Annotated in this window: 14 protein-coding genes; 5 read left to right on the top strand and 9 right to left on the bottom strand. The window is 60.1% G+C overall.

The window, feature by feature from the left end; genetic code table 11:
• Window positions 1–69: 69 nt before the first annotated feature.
• Window positions 70–1,005, top strand: coding sequence for a polyphosphate kinase 2 (gene ppk2 / locus C5748_RS23910; RefSeq protein WP_105745033.1), 936 nt, complete (start codon window positions 70–72; stop codon window positions 1,003–1,005).
• Here ppk2 and C5748_RS23905 read toward each other — a convergent pair.
• The gene (locus tag C5748_RS23905) at window positions 910–2,628 is read right to left on the bottom strand and encodes a glycosyltransferase family 2 protein (RefSeq protein WP_245581949.1); all 1,719 of its coding nucleotides are present in this window, start codon (window positions 2,626–2,628) and stop codon (window positions 910–912) included. The genes ppk2 and C5748_RS23905 overlap by 96 nt on opposite strands.
• 603 nt (window positions 2,629–3,231) lie before the next feature.
• On the opposite strand from C5748_RS23905, the gene C5748_RS23900 reads away from it, so the two are divergent.
• Window positions 3,232–4,080 carry a transporter substrate-binding domain-containing protein gene (locus tag C5748_RS23900; RefSeq protein WP_105745028.1) on the top strand — a complete coding sequence of 283 codons (849 nt, stop codon included), beginning with the start codon at window positions 3,232–3,234 and terminating at the stop codon, window positions 4,078–4,080.
• A gap of 19 nt (window positions 4,081–4,099) precedes the next feature.
• On the opposite strand, the gene C5748_RS23895 is transcribed toward C5748_RS23900, so the two are convergent.
• Window positions 4,100–4,513 carry a tellurite resistance TerB family protein gene (locus C5748_RS23895; RefSeq protein ID WP_105745027.1) on the bottom strand — a complete coding sequence of 138 codons (414 nt, stop codon included), beginning with the start codon at window positions 4,511–4,513 and terminating at the stop codon, window positions 4,100–4,102.
• Between the two features lie 187 nt (window positions 4,514–4,700).
• Between C5748_RS23895 and C5748_RS23890 the strand changes: the two genes are divergently transcribed.
• The gene (locus tag C5748_RS23890) at window positions 4,701–6,353 is read left to right on the top strand and encodes a lysine--tRNA ligase (protein ID WP_105745064.1); all 1,653 of its coding nucleotides are present in this window, start codon (window positions 4,701–4,703) and stop codon (window positions 6,351–6,353) included.
• A gap of 5 nt (window positions 6,354–6,358) precedes the next feature.
• Here C5748_RS23890 and C5748_RS23885 read toward each other — a convergent pair whose 3' ends face one another.
• The 7 genes from C5748_RS23885 to C5748_RS23850 all read right to left on the bottom strand — a co-directional run bounded on the left by C5748_RS23885 (window position 6,359) and on the right by C5748_RS23850 (window position 14,945).
• Window positions 6,359–7,219: a thermonuclease family protein gene (locus C5748_RS23885; protein ID WP_146119609.1), complete on the bottom strand. Its 861-nt coding sequence runs from the start codon at window positions 7,217–7,219 to the stop codon at window positions 6,359–6,361.
• A complete protein-coding gene (locus tag C5748_RS23880) occupies window positions 7,186–7,842 on the bottom strand; it encodes a S24 family peptidase (protein ID WP_105745023.1) in 657 nt (218 codons plus the stop codon). The genes C5748_RS23885 and C5748_RS23880 overlap by 34 nt, the downstream gene beginning before the upstream one ends.
• 161 nt (window positions 7,843–8,003) lie before the next feature.
• Window positions 8,004–10,223: a 3-hydroxyacyl-CoA dehydrogenase NAD-binding domain-containing protein gene (locus C5748_RS23875; protein ID WP_105745021.1), complete on the bottom strand. Its 2,220-nt coding sequence runs from the start codon at window positions 10,221–10,223 to the stop codon at window positions 8,004–8,006.
• A 16-nt stretch (window positions 10,224–10,239) separates the two neighbouring features.
• Window positions 10,240–10,890: an FMN-binding negative transcriptional regulator gene (locus C5748_RS23870; protein ID WP_105745020.1), complete on the bottom strand. Its 651-nt coding sequence runs from the start codon at window positions 10,888–10,890 to the stop codon at window positions 10,240–10,242.
• A gap of 19 nt (window positions 10,891–10,909) precedes the next feature.
• Window positions 10,910–12,118 (bottom strand): acetyl-CoA C-acetyltransferase, encoded by a 1,209-nt coding sequence (locus tag C5748_RS23865; RefSeq protein ID WP_105745019.1) that lies wholly within the window; start codon window positions 12,116–12,118, stop codon window positions 10,910–10,912.
• Window positions 12,119–12,341: 223 nt separating this feature from the next.
• Window positions 12,342–14,138 (bottom strand): acyl-CoA dehydrogenase C-terminal domain-containing protein, encoded by a 1,797-nt coding sequence (locus C5748_RS23855; protein ID WP_105745016.1) that lies wholly within the window; start codon window positions 14,136–14,138, stop codon window positions 12,342–12,344.
• Between the two features lie 381 nt (window positions 14,139–14,519).
• Window positions 14,520–14,945, bottom strand: a complete 426-nt coding sequence (locus C5748_RS23850) for a MerR family transcriptional regulator (protein WP_105745062.1) — start codon at window positions 14,943–14,945, stop codon at window positions 14,520–14,522.
• Between the two features lie 514 nt (window positions 14,946–15,459).
• Here C5748_RS23850 and C5748_RS23845 point away from each other — a divergent pair.
• Together C5748_RS23845 and C5748_RS23840 are read left to right on the top strand one after the other, a co-directional pair.
• Window positions 15,460–19,074, top strand: a complete 3,615-nt coding sequence (locus C5748_RS23845; RefSeq protein ID WP_105745014.1) for a peptidoglycan-binding protein — start codon at window positions 15,460–15,462, stop codon at window positions 19,072–19,074.
• A gap of 229 nt (window positions 19,075–19,303) precedes the next feature.
• A complete protein-coding gene (locus tag C5748_RS23840; RefSeq protein ID WP_199194888.1) occupies window positions 19,304–20,185 on the top strand; it encodes a sulfite exporter TauE/SafE family protein in 882 nt (293 codons plus the stop codon).
• The last annotated feature ends 3 nt before the right edge of the window (window positions 20,186–20,188 follow it).

Genomic DNA, 20,188 nt, shown 5'->3' with positions numbered 1-20,188 from the left:
GACGGCCTCTGGACGCCAGATCAATGCCCCCATACCATGATTTGCATTAATAAATGAAAGGACACTGCCTTGCGTGACAGTTCCAAGACAGAACACAAAAATAACGAGCCCAAGAACAGTGCGAAAGCCGATCAAAGAGAGATCGAACTGACCATCGACGGCAAGAAACGGGTCTTCGATATCGACGCGAAAAAGCTTCCGAAATGGGTCAGGGACAATGCGCTGACAGCAGGCGGCTATCCCTATGACAAACGGATGCCGAAGGACGAATATAAAGACACGCTCGAGAAGCTGCAGATCGAATTGGTGAAGCTGCAATATTGGATGCAGGACACCGGCGAACGCGTGCTCGCCATTTTCGAAGGACGCGACACCGCCGGCAAGGGAGGCTCGATCCAAAGGCTGCGGCAATATATGAACCCACGCTCCGCGCGTTCCGTGGCGCTGCCCAAGCCGACCGATAGCGAACGCGGGCAATGGTATTTCCAGCGCTATGTCTCGCATTTCCCCGGGGCGGGCGAATTCGTCACCTTCGATCGCTCGTGGTACAACCGCGGTGTCGTGGAGCCGGTGATGGGGTTCTGCACCCCTGCACAGGTTGAGACGTTTCTTGACGAAACGCCCAATTTCGAGAAGATGGTCGTCTCGGACGGCATCAACTTCTTCAAATTCTGGCTCAATATCGGCCAGGAAACGCAATTGGAGCGTTTCCACGATCGCCACCACAGCCCGCTCAAGAACTGGAAATTCTCGCCCATCGACCTGGCAGGCATTGCCCGCTGGAGCGATTACACCGAAGCGCGGGACAAGATGATGCAGCGCACCCACACGGCCCACGCGCCGTGGACAGTGGTGCGCGCCAACGACAAACGGCGGGCTCGGCTCGCCGTCATCAGGCGGGTGCTGCTGTCACTGCCCTACAAAGGCCGCAACCTTGAGGCGATCGGCAGCGAAGACGACCGCATTATCGGCTCCGGGCCGAAGTTTCTGACGCCCGGCACCTGAGTTGCCGCCGGCTTGCATTTCTCGTGGCCTGGAGTGACCAGGATGCCTAGAAGCGAATGCAGCGCTTGGGCGATGCGGCGTCTTCTCCCAGAGATGCGGCGCGCGAAACAATTGCCACAGGGCGCGCCACGCGGAAAAGGACATCAACAGCCAATACACCGGGATCCAGCAGAAATATGACCCGGCCTGGCGCTCGCCGGGGCCGAGCGTCTTCAGCCCCAGGACGTAATAGCTGAAATAGGCCAGGACGATATTCACGATATCGATGCAAAGCAGATGGAACGACCAGAAAGAGCTCTGCCCTCCGACGGACACCATGACCAGCAACGCAACCATCAGCAACATGAAGGGATAGATGAGCGCGGACAGGATCAGGCCCGTCATATAGAGCATGCCGATGATGAACCGTACCGTGCCGAGTTCGCGGCATGTGCGCCAGGGATTACGCATGTGGACGAGCCAGGTCTGCATCCATCCCTTCAACCAGCGTGTACGCTGTTTCTTCCAATCGACATATTCCTCGGGCGCATCTTCCCACGTGCCGCGGGTTATCACGCCGACCCGATAGCCGAAGCGTGCAAGCCTTACGCCGAGATCGGCGTCCTCTGTAACATTGTGACTGTCCCAGCCGCCGACGATTTCGAGGCATTTGCGGCGCAGATGATTGGAGGTCCCGCCAAGCGGGATGACGAGATTCCTGCTTGCCAGCCAAGGCAGCAGCCCACGAAACAATGCCGCATATTCGAAGGCGAACATCCGGGTCAACCAGTTGGAGCGGACGTTCGAAATCAAGAGAGGCGCCTGCAGACAAGCGAGATCTTCGCCACCGGCGGCAAATGTCCCCCAAGCTTCGAGAAGTTGGTCGGGATGTGGCCTGTCCTCGGCATCATAAACCACGAGGAATTCGCCGCGCGCGAACTGCAACGCATAACTCAATGCCTTCGGTTTGGTGCGTGGGCCTATCCCCGGAACCCTGATGATTTCAAAGCAGGGCGGCAATGCGTGTTTTGAAATCGCCGCAATCGTCCGGGCATCATCGGCTTCGCATACGAGCTTTATGTCGAGCTTGGATGCCGGCCATCGCAGATTTGAAAGCGCCTGGAGCAATTGCTCGATGATCTCCGCCTCCTTATAGAGCGGCACCAGGATCGTGTAGATGGGCATCTTTCTCGGTGGGGCGCCCGCTACCGGCAGCAAACGCGGCGGTCGCGCCACGGAGGCGGCGAGCAGCCTTATCGCCACACAGCCAAAAAAAAACAGTGTCAGGCCTATATGCAACGTGATCGCTGTTTCCATCGGGCGAAACAGGGAGAACGCAAGCAGGAAGAAAATCGTTTCCGCCAGCACGAATGCCTGCCAGCTGTTCATCACGAGTGCAGCCGAGAAATGCGGCGGCGTCATCTCCTGCGCTCTTTGCGCCAGTTCCCGCTCCTGGCGCATGCGCATCATGTCCGCCAGCGTCGATGGCGGGCAGACCCGCAGCCGTTCGGCCAATGCGGGAGATTGCGAGAGATATCGCTTGAGAACGACGAGATCGCCTATCGTCGGTGCAATATAGAGCAAGGTCCTTCCTTCACCATGCGCCACCAGAGCGTGGCGGATGGTACGAAGGTTTTGCGGCACATCGTCCTCCCGCAAGAGAATACGCGACGAAACGATGCGATCCTCGAACCCTACATTCAATTCATCAGCGATTGCCTTATAAAGTTGTTCTTGCCCTATGCGGGCCGAGAACATAACTTCGTCGGTGAACGGAGTATTGTTTCTCGTTGCCGCAGAAAATGCCTGCAGAATTGCACTTTTCTTTGCCCCATTGAGGCAAAGTCTTGCCGCGATTGCCGAACAAACCAATGTTTCGGAACTATATTTTTCCTGTATACGAACCGTTTCCACGGATTGACAGTCAATATTACCACCAATTCTTGACATGTCTTATTTCTGCACGAATTCGGAAAATAACTTTTCCGTGAACTTTAGAACAAACTTACTGTTACACGACATTTTCCGCCCCTTTTGAAAATGATACCTTCATTAAACTTTAAATTTTTAATAATGCAACCTATTTTTATTTAATAAGATTATTATTATTTTCTAATACTTTATAATAGACTTCATGCCCGCCATGCCGGACCGAGCCGGTATAATAGCCATACGCATGGTTCGCACATATGCGGCTTCATGATAGAAACCTCTGGATACAGACCGGCTCAAATGCGAAAAGGCTCCATGAAATTCCCAGGCTTTGCTTCTTCTCTGTTTTTGTTGGCCGGCCTGGCGGTTGGCACCTCGGCCATGGCAGCCGGACAGCCGAACGTCCCAGCATTCTGGGATCGTCATGAGCGCATCGCCAAGCCGGATCTTTCCGGGCTCCGAAGGCTGCGCTTTCTGACGAGCGTCGATTTTCCGCCATTCAATTTCATAGACACCAGCGGCAGGCTCGCCGGCTACAATATCGACCTGGCGCGCGCCATCTGCAGCGAACTCGCGATCAGCGATATCTGCCAGATCGAGGCCGTGCCATGGAACGAGCTGCAGGGAAAGCTGAAGGCCGGCGACGGCGAAGCCATCATCGCCGGCCTTGAACCGGCGGCGGAAAATCGTGATGAACTGGCTTTTTCACGGCCATATCTTCGCCTGCCAGCGCGCTTTGTCACTCAGCGCACGGCAGTGCTGGACGAACCTCTCAATCGGAGCCTTAGGGCCAAACGCGTGGGCGTCATCGCGGGGACGGCGCATGAGGCGATGCTGCACCGCTATTTTCCCGAGGCCAGTGCCGTCGGCTACACGCAAAGGGACCAGCTCTTCAACGATCTGAAGGCCGGAAAACTCGATGTGGTTTTTGGAGACGGCATGTCGCTGTCCTTCTGGCTCGACGGCAAGGCATCGCAGAACTGCTGCACCTTTTCCGGCGGCGCCTATCTTGCCTCGCAATTTTTCGGCGACGGCATGGCGATCGCCGTTCCGGCCGGCGACGCACAACTCGCCGTGGCATTCGACCATGCGTTAAAGGCCCTCGAGGAAAAGGGCGTCATGGCAGAGCTCTACCTCAGATATTTTCCCGTCAGCTTCTACTGAGCGGTTTTAACCGGTTCTTTTACGCAAGCTTGCGGAACCGCACCCGCGCGCTGCGCTCTATGGCGGCGACCGTCAGTTCATCGAGGTTCCAGCGGTCGCGCAGCATCTGCAGGAACAGCAATTCCTCCTGCTCCACATGCAGGTCGGCGGCCGCGACTTCGACCGCCAGCGCATAGGCGGTGTCGTATAGCCGCTCGGGCAGCGCCTCATGGGCGATGTCGAGAATACGATCGAGGCCGTCCTCATCCTCCAGCAGCGCATAGCAGCGGGCCGCGAGATCGGGGAGCCGGCCACTGTCGAAGCTGCGGAATACCGGAAGCCGGGTGACGGTATTGCCGATCGAGGCAAGCTCCGCATCGGTCATCCTGGTATCCGCCGCCGAGGTCGTGACCATGATGTAAACCAGCGCGTCCTGCGGCGAAATCTTCGACATCTCTGTTCCTCATACTTTGCAAATCACCCCGTGAACCTAGGAACACCAAGGCAGCGGCGCAAGGAAATTCCGGTGCGGAGATTGACGCACAACGGCCATCGCCATAGAGCAGGGATAATCACTTTAAAAGTGATTATCCCTATTCCAAATGCGCATGAGCGCAGGATTTCGACATCAGGACTTCAAAATGGCCAAGCATCGCCTTCCCGACATCGTGCTGACGCCTGAGCTGATCGCGGCGGCTGCCGAGGCGAAAGCGTGGCCATTCGAGGAAGCCAGGAAGATCCTCAAGCGCTATGAAAAGACCGGCCTGCCGGAGACCGTGCTTTTCGAGACCGGCTACGGACCATCGGGCCTGCCGCATATCGGCACGTTTGGCGAGGTGGCGCGAACCTCGATGGTACGCCATGCCTTCCGCGTGCTGACCGGCGACAAGGTGAAGACGCGCCTCATCTGCTTCTCCGACGATTTGGATGGCATGCGCAAGATCCCGGACAGTGTGCCGGACAGGGCAGCGCTGGAGCCTTACCTGCAAATGCCGCTTTCCGCCGTACCCAATCCGTTCGGCGGCGACTACAAGAGCTTTGCCGATCATAACAACGCAATGCTCTGCCGCTTCCTCGATACGTTCGGCTTCGACTACGAGTTTGCGAGCGCGACGGAATATTACAAGTCCGGCCGGTTCGACGCGGTGCTGTTGAAAGCGGTCGAACGTTATGACGACATCATGAAGGTGATGCTGCCGACGCTTGGCGAAGAGCGCCGGGCCACATACAGCCCCTTCCTGCCGATTTCACCGAAGTCGGGCCGCGTGCTCTACGTGCCGATGAAGCAGGTGGACGCCAAGGCCGGCACCATTACCTTCGACGACGACGGCACCGAAACCACCCTTTCCGTCACCGGCGGCAATGTGAAGCTGCAATGGAAGCCGGATTTCGGTATGCGCTGGGCGGCGCTCGGCATCGATTTCGAAATGTTCGGCAAGGACCACCAGACCAATGCGGCGATCTATGACCGCATCTGCGAAATCCTCGGCGGGCGGGCGCCGGAACATTTCGTCTTCGAGCTTTTCCTCGACCAACTCGGCCAGAAGATCTCCAAGTCGAAGGGCAACGGCATCGCCATCGACGACTGGCTGGCCTATGCGCCGACCGAAAGCCTGGCGCTTTACAATTTCCAGAAGCCGAAGACCGCGAAGAAGCTCTATTTCGACGTGATCCCGAAGGCGGTGGACGAATATTTCGCTCACCTTTCGGCCTATCACCGCCAGGACTGGAAAGACCGTCTGAACAATCCGGTCTGGCACATCCATTATGGCAACCCGCCGCAGGAGGGCCTTCCCGTGCCGTTCGCGCTGCTGCTCAATCTGGTCAGCGCGTCGAACGCGGAAAGTCCCGCTGTGCTGTGGGGCTTCATCTCGCGTCATGCACCGGGTGTCACGCCGGAAGACAATCCGACATTGGACGCGCTGGTCACTCACGCAATCCGCTACTTCAACGATTTCGTCAAGCCGACGAAACAGTTCCGTGCGCCTGATGAGGTGGAACGCGCAGCACTCGAAGCACTCGACGTCAAGCTTGGCGAACTGCCTGCGGACGCGGACGGCAATACCATCCAGAACGCCATTCTGGACGTGGCGCGCGGGATCGAGCGTTACCAGGACCATTCCAAGAAAAGCCCGGAGGGCGGCCCCGGCGTATCGGTCTCATTCTTCCAGATGCTCTACCAGGTTTTGATCGGTCAAGAGCGCGGCCCACGCTTCGGCTCGTTCGTCGCGCTCTATGGCATCGGTGAAACCAGATCGCTTATCCAGAAAGCTCTGGCCGGCGAACTGACCTGAATATTTTATTGGGGCAGCGGTTCCGGCTCAGCTGCGGGAGCGGGCGGTGCTGACGCGCTGATTGCCGGCAATACGCCATCGGGTCGTGGGCCAAAGATGCCGAAATGCGCGTCCTCCGCCTTGCGGGCGCGTTTGGCATAGGGGCCATCCGCCTTGGCTCTTGCCCAACCATTGTCCACCAGCCATGCAGCAACACCCTCGCCGCCCAGCGTGCAATCGGTGACGGTCACGCCGTCCGATGGTATCTCGGGCAAGCGGCACATAACCGCCCTGGCGCGAAGCCAGGCGCGAAAGGCGGTGCGGGCCTGCATTCCGCAGGGCCAGCTTGCGCCTGTGGGATCGGTGCATGTTTCATCGGGTGATGGGATATCGATCCCCTGCACCTCGACCACATGCCCGTCCGCCTCAAAGCGCCCCGCAGCGGTGGCCAGCGGACGATGCAAAAGCCGATAGCGGACCTCACCGCTATCGGAAGCCGTCGCCGCTTCCGTCGGCGGCGGAGGCGGAAGAGCCAGGCTCAACTCGCTCAAGGGCGCGCGCGGCTCGATCCGCTCCAGCGGTTCATCATTGTCCAGCGGCAGAACGAAGCCCAGCGCAGCCTGCCGGGCGGCGCGCTGCTGCTTTACGCCAATATTGCCCGGCCCGTTGCCAATCGGCTGCGCCTGCTCTTCATCTTCGGGAAGCTCGAAATTCTCAGGTACGATTTCTGGTGCTGCCGTGGCCCCACCGCTGCGGTCGAGCACGCCATAGCTCGGAACGATGAAAACGGAAACAAGGCCGCAGGCGACGAACGCGGCCAACACGAGTGGTGCTATATGCCGCACCGCCATCGCTACTGGCTCGCCCAGACGATGCGGGCGATCCACTCGACTTCCGAGGTATCGAAAGTGCGGTTGGGATGCTCGGGGTTCATCGACAGGAGTTCGATCGTACGGGGCGTCTGGCGATGCAGTATCTTGGCCATGACCTCGCCTTCCCGGGTCTTCAGGACCACGCGGTCACCGCGGCGCACGGAAGCGCCCGGAGCGACGATCAGCGTATCGCCATCGCGGTAGAGCGGCAGCATGGAATCGCCCGAGACCTCCAGCGCGTAAGTCGCCTCGGCGGGACCGGCGGGAAACTCCACCACATCCCAGCCCTGACCGACGGGGAAGCCACCATCGTCGAAGAAGCCGCCGGCGCCGGCCTGGGCCAGCCCCAGGAGCGGAACCGAGCGCGACGAGGCCGTGGAGGAAGCCACGCTCTGGAAAGGCCCGGCCTCGCCGCGCACCAGCGCCATGAATTCGTCGAGCGACGCGCCGGTCGCATCCATCACCTTGGCAAGCGATTCCGTCGAAGGCCAGCGGGCGCGCCCATCGGCGGCATAACGCTTGGACTTGTTGAAAGTGGTGGGATCGAGCCCCGCACGGCGGGCGAGACCGGAAGCCGTCAGCGAGTATCGCTCGGCCAGCGCATCGATAGCGGCCCATACGCGGTCGTGAGAGAACATAGCGGTCTTCCTGAAAGAGACAGGAAAAAATACCTCTTTTTTTCCCTTAGAGCAAGTCCAAGAAAACGGGAGCTGGCATTCCGCCCGATCTTGCGATCAGGCCATAGGAATAAAAGCGGACCTGAGCCCGCTTTTTGAATTCGTCCAATCACTTACGGCAATCAGGCTGCCTTCTGCTGCGCTCCCGCCCTGTAGGGATCGAAGCGCTGATAGAAAGTTTCGCCATTCTCCGCCATATCGAGAAGCAGCTTCGGCGCCTTGAACTGGGCTCCATATTTCTTCTGCAAATTCCTGGCGATGGCGACGAATTTCGCGGCGCCGATGCCGTCGATATAAGACAGCGTGCCGCCGGTATAAGGCGCGAAGCCAAATGCGAGGATGGAACCGACATCGGCCTCGCGCGGATCGGTGACGATGCCCTCTTCCATGACGCGCGCCGCTTCCAACGCGATGGTGAACAGGAAGCGTTCTTTCAGCACCTCGACATCGACCTTGTCGGGATTCTGCTGCGGATAGAGCGTCTTCAGCTCCGGCCACAGATGCTTCTTGGCGGGTTTCGCCGGATAATCGTAGAAGCCCTTGCCGTTCTTGCGGCCCTTGCGGTCATATTTATCGACCAGCATGTCGACGAGTTCGACATGGCGCGGATAGACCGCTTTCGGTCCCAGATCGGCAAGTGCGGCCTTGAGGATCTTCTGTGACAGATCAATCGCCGTTTCGTCATTGAGCGCCAGCGGCCCGACCGGCATTCCGGCCATGCGCGCGGCATTCTCGATCATCGCCGGCGGCACGCCTTCGATCAGCATGTTGTAGGCTTCCGACATGTAGCGCAGCACGCAGCGGTTGACATAGAAGCCGCGGGTGTCGTTGACGACGATGGGCGTCTTCTTGATGGCGCGCACATAGTCGAGCGCCACGGCCAGCGCCTTTTCCGACGTCTTCTTGCCGAGGATGACTTCCACGAGCAGCATCTTGTCGACGGGCGAGAAGAAATGAATGCCGATGAAGTTCTTCGGGCGCAGCGATACCTTGGCAAGCCCGGTGATCGGCAGCGTCGAAGTGTTGGAGGCGAAGATGGCTGAGGTTTTCAACACCGCTTCCGCCTTTTGCGTCGCCTCACGCTTGACCTCGCGATCCTCGAACACCGCTTCGATCACCAGATCGGCGCCATCGAGATCGGCATAATCGGCTGAAGGCGTGATGAGCGCGAGAAGCTTTTGCTTGTCTTCCTCAGTGGCCCTGCCCTTCGCCATTTCCTTGGCGACGAGATCGGCCGCATGCGCCTTGCCCTTTTCCGCCGCCTCGACATCGCGGTCGATCAGCACCACGGGGATACCGGCTTTTGCCGTGACATAGGCGATGCCCGCGCCCATGAAGCCGGCGCCGATGACGCCGATTTTGGTGAATTTCGTCGGCTTAATATCGGCTGGACGGCGCGCGCCCTTGTTCAGTTCCTGCAAGGAAACGAACAGCGAGCGGATCATCATGCCCGCTTCAGTGGTCTGTAGTACTTCAGTGAAATAGCGCTGCTCGATCTTCAGCCCCATATCGAAGGGCACGAGCAGTCCTTCATAGACGCATTTGAGGATCGCGGCGGCGGCGGGGTAGTTGCCATAGGTTTCGCGGCGCAGGATGGCGCTTGCGGCTGGCCAGAGATTGGCGCCCGCCGCCGAATAGATCGGCGCGCCGGGCAGCTTGAAGCCCTTCTCGTCCCATGGCTGGACCGGCTTGAGCCCGCCCTTGATCAGTTTCTTCGCCGTCTCGACCAATTTCTTAGCCGGCGCAATTTCAGTGATCAGACCCATCGCCTTGGCGCGTTGCGGCGTCAGGCTCTGGCCCGTGGTCATCATTTGCAGCGCGTCCTGCTGGTTGGTGAGACGCGGCACGCGCTGCGTACCGCCGGCGCCGGGGAAGATGCCGACCTTGACCTCAGGCAGCGCCATCTTGACGCCGGGCGCATCGGAGGCGACACGGCCATGGCAGGCGAGCGACATCTCGAACGCGCCGCCCATGCAGGTGCCATTGATCGCCGAGACCCACGGTTTACCGCAAGTTTCGAGCTTGCGGAACAGCCCGGTCATGCGACCGGTGTTCTCGAAAAGAAGCTCGACCGCGCGCTGCGGATCCTTCGCCTTCTCTTCATGGAAAAGCTGGAACATGCGCTTCAACATGGTCAGATCGGCACCGCCGGAGAACGTATCCTTGCCCGAGGTGATGACCGCGCCCTTGATCGCGGCGTCGCCCGCCACCTGATCGATGATGCCGTCGAGTTCGTCCATCACCTCCTCGGTGAAAACATTCATGGACTTATCCGGCATGTCCCAGGTGACGAGCGCGATGCCGTCCGCGTCGACGTCGAGTTTGAAGTTCTTATAGGTCATGCGGTTCCACCTTTCCTTATCGCTTCGCGGCTGGGACGCGAGCACTCTCGAGCTCACGCATCAGCGCCGATATCGATTTCGAATCTGAGTTTTCTTCGCTCGACAGCCCGGCCGTAACGCCCTGCCTATCGCCATCGGGTTTGTGTTGATTGAGCTTCCAGCTGCCTTCCAGCCGCTCGACCGTCATGCGCAGGCCGACGATCGCCCTTGTCAGCTTCTTGATGAATTCCTGCGGCGCATCGGAGACGTCCCAAGGCTGCTCACGTGCCGCTTCATTCTGGCTGGTCAGTTGTGCAAGATGCACAAGCAATTCGTCTTCCGCATCGAACGCCGTCAGCGGTCCGTGGGCATGAACGGCGACATAGGCCCAGGTCGGAACCACTTTTCCGTGTTCGGCCTTGCTCTCATACCAGCCCGGATGAATATAGGCCTGCGGCCCCTGAAAGATCATGAGGGATCTTGCGCCGGCAAGCTTCCAGTGCGGGTTAGGACGGGCCACATGCGTTTCCAGGATGAGATGATCGCCATCTTCCCGCACGACAACAGGCGCATGGGTCGCGCACAAGCCATCATCGCCTGGCGTGACGACGGCCGCCAGTTGCACATCGCGTATCGCCCCGATCAGGACGTCGCGACGCTCTTCTCGAAACTGGCGTGGTGCATACATCAGTTATACCGTCCTTTTCCTATACGCGTTCGATGATGGTGGCGGTGCCCATGCCGGCGCCAATGCACAGCGTCACCAGCGCGGTGTTGAGATCACGGCGTTCCAGCTCGTCCAGCACCGTGCCGAGGATCATCGCGCCGGTCGCGCCGAGCGGATGGCCCATGGCGATGGCGCCGCCATTGACGTTGATCTTGTCGTGCGAAATGTCGAAGGCCTGCATATAGCGCAGCACGACGGCGGCGAAGGCCTCGTTCAGCTCGAAAAGATCGATATCTTTCAGCTTCATCTTCGAGCGCTTCAGGAGCTTTTCCGTCACATCGACCGGTCCGGTCAGCATCAATGCCGGTTCCGAGCCGATATTGGAGAAAGTGCGGATGCGCGCGCGGGGCTTCAGCCCAAGCGTCTTGCCCGCCTTCTTCGAGCCGAGCAGCACGCCGGCAGCGCCATCGACAATGCCGGACGAGTTGCCGGCGTGATGAACATGGTTGACGGTCTCGACATCGGGATGAGCCTGGATGCCGACGGCATCGAAGCCACCCATCTCGCCAGGCATGACAAAGGACGGGTTGAGCGAAGCCAGCGCCTGCATGTCTGTTCCGGGACGAATCGTCTCGTCGCGGTCAAGAATGGTAAGGCCGTTCTGGTCCTTGACCGGGATGACCGAATTCTTGAAATAGCCCTTTTCCCAGGCCTTCGCGGCGCGCTTCTGGCTTTCCACCGCATAGGCATCGACATCATCGCGGCTGAAGCCGTATTTGGTGGCGATCAAATCGGCGGAAACGCCCTGCGGCATGAAATAGCCGGGCAGGCCCACCGACGGATCCATGTACCAGGCGCCGCCCGACATGCCCATGCCGACGCGCGACATGCTTTCGACACCGCCGGCGATGACGATATCGTCGGCTCCTTGCGCGATCTTGGCGGCGGCGAAATTGACGGCATCGAGGCCGGAGGCGCAGAAGCGCGAGATCTGCATTCCCGGCGCCCTAAAATCATAGCCCGCCTCGAAGGCCGAGGAGCGCGGGATCACCGCGCCCGCCTCGCCGACGGGATCGACGCAGCCGAAAATGATATCATCGACCTGGGCCGTATCGAGCCCGTTGCGGTCGCGCAGCGCTTCCAGCACCTTGGCGCCGAGGCGCACCGCCGGCACCTCATGCAAGCTGCCATCCTTCTTGCCGCGCCCGCGCGGGGTGCGAACGTGATCGTAAATATAGGCTTCGGCCATTGTCTTCTCCCTTTGTGCCTAGCACTCACCCCCCCTCTGCCCTGCCGGGCATCTCCCCCACAAGGGGGGAGATCGGACTACGACTTCCGCTTTCGCCAATCACCGGCGTTGCGTTGCAGACGACGCGCCGTCATCGATGGCAGCCAATCTCCCCCCTTGAGGGGGAGATGCCCGGCAGGGCAGAGGGGGGTGTACCTGGTATAAGCGTACCCGATACTCTAACTTAAAACGCTTCCGCCGGAAGCGCCATCAATGTGTCTGCGCCGGTCTGGATGCGGGCGAGATGCGCTGCTGTCTCCGGCATGATGCGCTCCATGAAGAAGCGCGCGGTGACGCGCTTGGCTTCATAGAACGACGCCTTGTCGCCTGCGCCCGCTTCAAGCCCGGCTTCAGCGGCCTTCGCCATCTGCGCCCACATATAGCCCAGCGCGACGAGGCCGAAGAGGTGCATATAGTCGTTAGAGGCAGCACCCGCATTGTCGGGCCGGGCAACCGCATTCTGCATCAGCCACATGGTCGCGGCCTGAAGGTCATTCAGCCCCTTCTTCAGATGCTTGGTGTAGAGCGACAGTGTGTCATTTGCGCGGTTATCCTCGCAGAAATCGCCGACTTCCTTGAAGAAGGCCATGACGGCGCGCCCGCCGTTCAGCCCCAGCTTGCGGCCCACCAGATCGAGCGCCTGAATACCGTTGGCGCCCTCATAGATCATGGCGATGCGCGCATCGCGCACATATTGGCTCATGCCATGCTCCTCGATATAGCCATGGCCGCCGAAAACCTGCTGCGCCATGACTGCATGGTCGAAGCCCTTGTCGGTCAGCACGCCCTTGAGAACCGGGGTCATCAGGCCGATGAGATCGTCCGCCGCCTGACGCTCCGCCTCATCGGGCGAGCGGTGGGCGATGTCGGATTTGAGCGCGGTCCACAGGATGAGCGCCCGGCCCGCCTCGTTGAAGGCGCGGATCGTCAGCAGCACACGGCGAATATCGGGATGGACGATGATTGGGTCGGCCTTCTTTTCCGGCGCTTGAGCACCGCTCAGCGCGCGGCCCTGCAAGCGCTCGCGCGCATAGGTCACGGCGTTCTGATAAGCGGTCTCGGCAATCGAAAGCCCCTGCAGCGCGACGCCCAGGCGGGCTTCGTTCATCATGGTGAACATGGCGCGCAGACCCTTGTTCTCGCCGCCGATGAGATAGCCCGTCGCCTCGTCGTAATTCATGACGCAGGTGGAGTTGGCGTGAATGCCCATCTTCTCTTCGATGGAACCGCAGGAGACGCCATTGCGCTTGCCCGGATTGCCGTTTTCATCCACCTCGAATTTCGGCACGATGAACAGCGATATGCCCTTGGTTCCCTCGGGCGCGCCCTCGATGCGGGCCAGCACCAGATGGATGATGTTCTCCGACATATCATGTTCGCCGGCGGAGATGAAAATCTTCTGGCCGGAAATCCTGTAGGAGCCGTCGCCGTTCGGCACGGCCTTGGTGCGCAGCAGGCCCAGATCGGTGCCGCAATGCGGTTCGGTCAGGTTCATCGTGCCGGTCCACACGCCCTCGACCATCTTGGGCAGATAGGCCTGTTTCTGCTCGTCCGTCCCGTGGGTGAGGATCGCCGCAATCGCGCCCTGCGTCAGGCCCGGATACATCATCAGCGCCATATTGGCCGACGACATATATTCGCCCGCCGCCACATGCAGCACATAGGGCAGTCCTTGCCCGCCATATTCAGCGGGAACGGCGAGACCGAGCCAGCCGCCTTCGCGGTAAAGGGAGTAACCTTGGTTGAAGCCCTTCGGCGTCGTTACCGAACCGTCATCGGCACGCTTGCAACCCTCTTGATCGCCAGACTGGTTGAGCGGGAACAGCGTGTTTTCGGCAAGTTTGGCGCCTTCCTGAAGAATGGCTTCGACGATATCAGGCGAAGCATCGGCAAAGCCGGGAAGGTTGTTGTAGCGCTCGTAACCCAGGACATCGTTGAGAACAAAAAGCGTGTTTTCAACAGGCGCGCGATAGCTCGGCATCAAATTCCTCCACATCAGATGAGGCCACATCGGGTACAGCCATAGGGATAGCCACGGTCATGCAAACCCAGAGAGGTCATTCTCACGTGGACATTAGCGAATTTTGACGTTTGCGTAAACGTCAAAATTGCGTGATATGGAAATTTGGTACGGGCGGTCGCGTGGTGGCTTTTTATCGGCGAATGGACAGGCGCAAACGGAAGTTTGGGCGGGAATGCCCTGACCACAAGTAGAGCTGCTTACTTTCAAATGGAAGCATTGGCGCGGTGATACCCCCTCTGTCCTGCCGGCCAGAGGGGATGCGTGACAAAGTACAACCTCGCCGCCTAGCTGGATTAATCCACCGCTTCGGCGATGAAATCGCTCTGGATCAGCGCAATATCAGGAGAAGGCTGCCTGCGGCGCAACGCCCATCCTGCCAAGGATATAATCGATCACTTCGCGCAACTCAGCAATCGAATCATCGAGGGTAGAGCGTTGTTGCTCAAGACGGGCAAGCTGCCGCGTGGATTTATCCAGAACGGCCCTGATCTGGCGCATGTTGGAGCCTTCCGGCTCATAGAGATCGATCAGATGCTTTAACTCGCGCAATGTGAAGCCGACCTTGCGCCCGAACAGGACGAGGCGGAGCCGCGTGCGGTCGCTGCGTGTGTAGAGCCTTACGGTTCCGGCGCGGCGCGGACTGAGCAAGCCCTTATCCTCATAAAAGCGCAAGGTCCGCAACGAAACGCCGAATTCGCTGGCCAGATCGCCGATGCGGAAGGCCTTGTCTTCCGGGATATCGTGCTGTTCGTCCATGAACAGCATAATAGCAGGAGCGCCCACGGCTTTGTGGTCGTTCATATTTTCGTTTCCAGTTCCGACCTCTGGAAGGGCCCAGCTTCCCATCTCACAAGCTCCTCAGAAAGAGCCTGGCAAACATAGGAGAGCACAGCACCCGCCAAAGCTGTCATTTTCCAACATCATCCCCACCACCGAAACGCAAATTCTTGTTTGCCGACAGGGGAGTAGGCCCGGCCAACATCAACTTTTGCGCTTATAAGGCGCATAGCGAAATCGCTTTTGGAATGCAAGCGCGCCTCCCAATTTATTTGGAGGCAGAAGAAAAAAATGTGCACTGCGGTAAGGAGGATTAACGGGTTGTTTACCACGTTTTGACAAAGGTTCGGAGGTCGGTGATCCGTGTTACAGATTCTTCCGTTCTTTATGGAAATTCGGCTCGGTCGCGGACGGTCGCACAGCACGGGGCAGGCCTATCCGGCGGGCGGGGTGCCGGCATGAGCCCGGCATAAGCGTTGAATGATTGCAAAGCGGGATTTTGATGAAGAACCAGCGTTCCATACTCGAAAACCTCAACGCGCAGCGTGCGCGTCAGATGCCGTCGCCACTGGACGAATTGAACAGAACGCTCGAAGAGCTGGAGAACCGGCTGCAGGGTCTTGATCGGGCGTCAAGCGAGCGCCAATCCGACGCTTATGATGCTGAAGTCTTTCCCGGGCAGGAAGCTGCGCTTGGGGCATATCCGGGCTTTGGCCGGGATGACACTGTGTCGCGCGGCTTGCCGGGTGACCGCCAGACGCCACATCACCATCAGCAAGAGAATATCACCGGCCTTTCGGCCGTCGCCGAGGAGCTGAAGCAGCTTCGCGGCGAACTGCGCCAGGAAATGTCGTCCACCATGCGCCGGGAGTTCGAATTGCTCAATCGCGATATGGAGCGGCTGCGCCAGTCGGCGCTCGCGGAGGGATATTCGGCGCATATGGGAGAAGAGCTCTCGCGCATATCCGAAAACGTGCAAACCCTTTCGGAACGCACCGACACGGAGACCGCGCAGGGATTGCGTCGTGAACTCGAAGAGCTGAAGCGCACGGTGCAAACGCTGGCGCGCGAGGAATCGCTGCGCCGCCTCAACCATCGCTGGGACACATTCGACGAACGCTTCGATGCCTTCGAGCAGCGCCAGAGCGCGCGAGACAGCGCCGCCGACCCGGCGGTACCGCCGCATTTCATGCAGCAGATGGACGAGCGGCTGGACGAGATCAGCCGGGCAATTCTCTCTTCCAGCGTTTCCCGCAGGCCGGACCAGGACGAAGTGAAACGCCTGGAGCGCATCGAGGCGCAGCTTGCAAGCTTGGCCGGCCAGATCGAGGCCGCTCCGCAGGATCACGTCTCCGATACGCTTTTGCGGCGCATGTCGGAACTGTCGCAAAGGGTGGACGCGCTTGTCGAGCGCAACACGCTCCCCGACCGCACCATCGAACGCCTGGTCGAGCAGATGGACGCGCTTGCCGGCCATGTCGAAAAGGCGGCGCGGAACAGCACTGGCGCCGACTATGGCGATCTGGAAGACCGCCTGAGCTTCATCGCGCGCAAGCTCGAGGACGCGGAGCACCGGGCCGCAATGCCCGACCCGACCTTCATCAAGGAGATCGACCGTCGTTTCGAAGAACTGGCACAACGCCTCGACGACCATCATATGGCGGGCAATGTCTACGACGTGCGGCTGATTGAAAATCTCGAAGGCAGGCTGGAGGATCTCTCTCAGCAGCTTTCGGTCAATGCGGCGCAAGCCAGTACCCATTCCGGATTTCCCGGACACGAGATCTTCCGCAATCTCGAAGCACAGGTAGCGGAGATCGCCCGTCATCTGTCTCAGCCAAACCCGCGGCATCCGGAGTTGGAAGACATCAGGCCCCGGCTCGATTCCATCGAACGATCGCTGACATCCAACCGCGAGACCGTGCTCGACGCTGCGCGGCAGGCGGCGGAAGATGCCATCAGGCATGTCATGAAGAACGGCTCTGCCGGCGATGCGGCGATTGCCCATCAGCTTGCCAATGATTTGAAGTCGCTCGAAGCGCTGGCCCGCGGATCGGATGAACGCAGCACCCGAACTTTCGAGACCATTCACGATACGCTTCTGAAGATCGTCGACCGGCTCGGAAAGCTCGAACAAGAGGTGTCGAAGCCCGGCAAGGCCGCCGGCAAACACGATGCCGTGGTGGAACCCGGCAAGAGCGTGATCGGCAAGCCACCCTCCCTGCAATTCGAGGCCGAACCGGATTTCGCGCACTCCTCCACACCGCGTTCGCCGGCGGCGGCCGCTGCTGAAGCGGCGCTGGCGGCGATAAAGAGCGAGGGGCAGATCGCGGCGAAAACACCGGATGATCGTGAAAAGAAAAAGTCCTCCATGTTCGGCGGATTGGCGAAAGCCGTCAAGGGTCGCGGCAAGAGCGATGTTGCGGCGGAAGCGGTTAGGCGCACAGTGCTGAAGGCGGAGCCGAGCTTTGCGTCCGCGCCCCAGGCGACGGATACCGCCGAGCCGCCCAAGCCGGTTGAGGCGATGGATTCCAAGCTCGCCAATCTGCCGCTCGAACCGGGCTCCGGCACACCCGATCTCAACACCATCATGAAGCGGGTGCGTGACGAGCGCCGGGAGCGCGGCGACGAGCCCATCGGCGAAGCCGGCAAGGCCGATTTCATTATCGCAGCACGCAGGGCGGCGCAGGCCGCCGCCGCCGAATCCGAGCGCCTGAAAAAAGATCCGGAGAAGGCCAGGCAAAAGAAGCATTCGGCTGTCGGAGGCATGCTCCACCGCCAACGCAAACCTATCCTGATGGCGATCGGAGCCATCATGATCGCCATGGCCGGCCTCCAGGTCGGCACCGCCTTCCTTTCCCCAGGCGATCCGCAGAACGATTTCAGCGACACCGCCGAGATGACCGATATGCCCGCCGGCGTGCCGGGGATCGATACCAACCGCACATCCGCCGTACCGCAGGCGGGTACAGAGCAGCCGAACGCGGCGCAAGCACCGGAATCGGACGTCAAAGCGCTACAGCAGCCGGCTCCGATCGAGGAGCCGATGGCAATGCCTGCCTCTCCGGATGCGGCGACGGTGCCAGATACCATGCCCGGGACTTCATCTCCCGCCGATGCAGCCACGCCGACGCAGCCGTCCAACTCCCAAGCCACGGAACGAGAGACCACAGCGCCACAGGGGGACGCGGCCGCTCCAACAAAGACCGCCGAGAAAGACCCGCTGCCGGCCATTCCTGCCATCCCCGACGAAGCCGGCCCGGCAGCGCTGCGCGAAGCGGCGGCCAAGGGTGACCCGAAGGCGCTTTTCGAGATCGGCAACCGCTATACCGACGGGCGCGGCGTGCAAAGCGATTACGCCAAGGCGGGGCAATGGTACGAACTGTCCGCCGCCATGGGCTTTGCTCCGGCGGAATACCGTCTCGGCAATTTCAACGAGAAGGGCCTCGGCGTGCCGCGTGATCCGGCCAAGGCCAAAACCTGGTATCAGCTTGCCGCCCAACAGGGCAACGCAAGCGCCATGCACAATCTCGCCGTGCTTTTCGCCATGGGGCCGGACGGCACACCAGACAATGATTCCGCCGCCCGCTGGTTCAGCAAGGCGGCCGAACTTGGCGTGAAGGACAGCCAGTTCAATCTCGGCATCCTTTCCGCCAAAGGCCTCGGCATGCCGCAAAATTTCGAGGAGAGCTATAAATGGTTCGCCCTCGCCGCCCGGGCCGGCGATAAGGACGCGGAACAAAAGCGCGACGAGGTGGCCAAAATCCTCAAGCCGGAACAGCTCGAACGTGCCAAATCGGCCGTGGAACTGTGGAAGGTGAAACCGCTCGACGAAGCTGCCAATTCCATTGACGTGCCTGACGCCTGGCAGGAAGACAAGCCGATGGCCACCGGCTCGGTCGACATGAAGAAGGCGGTGCGCAATATTCAGCTCATCCTCAAGAAGAGCGGCTATGATGCGGGCGCGGCCGACGGCATGATGGGCGCAAAGACCCGAGAGGCAATCGCCGCCTTCCAGAAAGCCCACGCGATGAAGCCTACCGGCGAGGTCGATCAGCCACTGGTGGAAGCGCTTCTCAAGCAGAACCAACAGACTTCTGTGGCCGCAAAACCATAGTGCCCAGCCAAAATAGCGGTCCGCGCCGAATCGCCATTTTTCAGACGTGATTATACGGGTAACGGTTTCCTTAATCTTGACCTCAATCCGGGTTTGACTTCGCGCCCGCAAGGGCGCAAGAACCTCATGGTTTTCAGTGCCGTCGGGGGCTCCGACGGATCGCGTTTCGCTTGCTTCACCGGGATCGGAATTGGGTATCTATCTCCCCATAGCGGAATTGTCGGTCAACATGCTGGTCATACTGGGCATGGGGGCTGCGGTCGGCTTTCTATCGGGCATGTTCGGCGTCAGCGGCGGCTTTCTCATCACGCCTCTTTTGATCTTCTACAACATTCCGCCGGCGGTCGCCGTTGCCACAGGCGTCAATCAGGTCATCGCTTCGTCGGTTTCCGGCGCTCTTGCCCATTTCAAGCGCCGAACGCTCGATTTCAAACTCGGCCTGTTGCTGGTGGCGGGCGGCCTCGTCGGCTCGCTGCTCGGCATCTACCTGTTTTCGCTGATGCGCGTTCTCGGCCAGCTCGACCTGATCGTCTCGCTGCTCTACGTGGTGCTGCTCGGCACCGTCGGCGGGCTGATGCTTGTCGAAAGCTGGCGGGCGCTGCAGCGCGTGCGCCAAGGCCAGCCGGTCAATCTGAAGCGCCCGGGCCAGCACAACTGGATTCACCGCCTGCCGCTGAAGATGCGTTTTCGCGCATCCAAAATCTATGTCAGCGTCATCCCGGTACTCGCCATCGGCTTTTTCATCGGCGTTCTCGCCGCGATCATGGGCGTCGGCGGCGGCTTCATCATGGTGCCGGCGTTGATCTATCTCCTGCGCGTGCCGACCAATGTCGTCATCGGCACATCGCTGTTCCAGGTCACGTTCGTCACCGCTTTCGCAACCGTCATGCAGGCGATGACCAACCGGTCAGTGGATATCGTGCTTGCCATGCTGCTGATGGTCGGTGGCGTGATCGGCGCGCAATATGGCGCGCGCGTCGGCCAGAAGCTGCGCGGTGAGCAGCTTCGGCTGCTCCTGGCACTGCTCGTGCTCGCCGTCGCCCTGCGTCTTGCCTTCGGCCTGTTCGTCAGGCCGGACAATCTTTTTTCGATAGCCATAGCGGATGGGTGAGAG

It is taken from the genome of Phyllobacterium phragmitis (assembly GCF_002980495.1).
Classification (GTDB): domain Bacteria; phylum Pseudomonadota; class Alphaproteobacteria; order Rhizobiales; family Rhizobiaceae; genus Paramesorhizobium; species Paramesorhizobium phragmitis.
The sequence above is the reverse complement of the archived record's forward strand: the minus strand, read 5'-3'. Positions and strand labels throughout refer to the sequence as shown.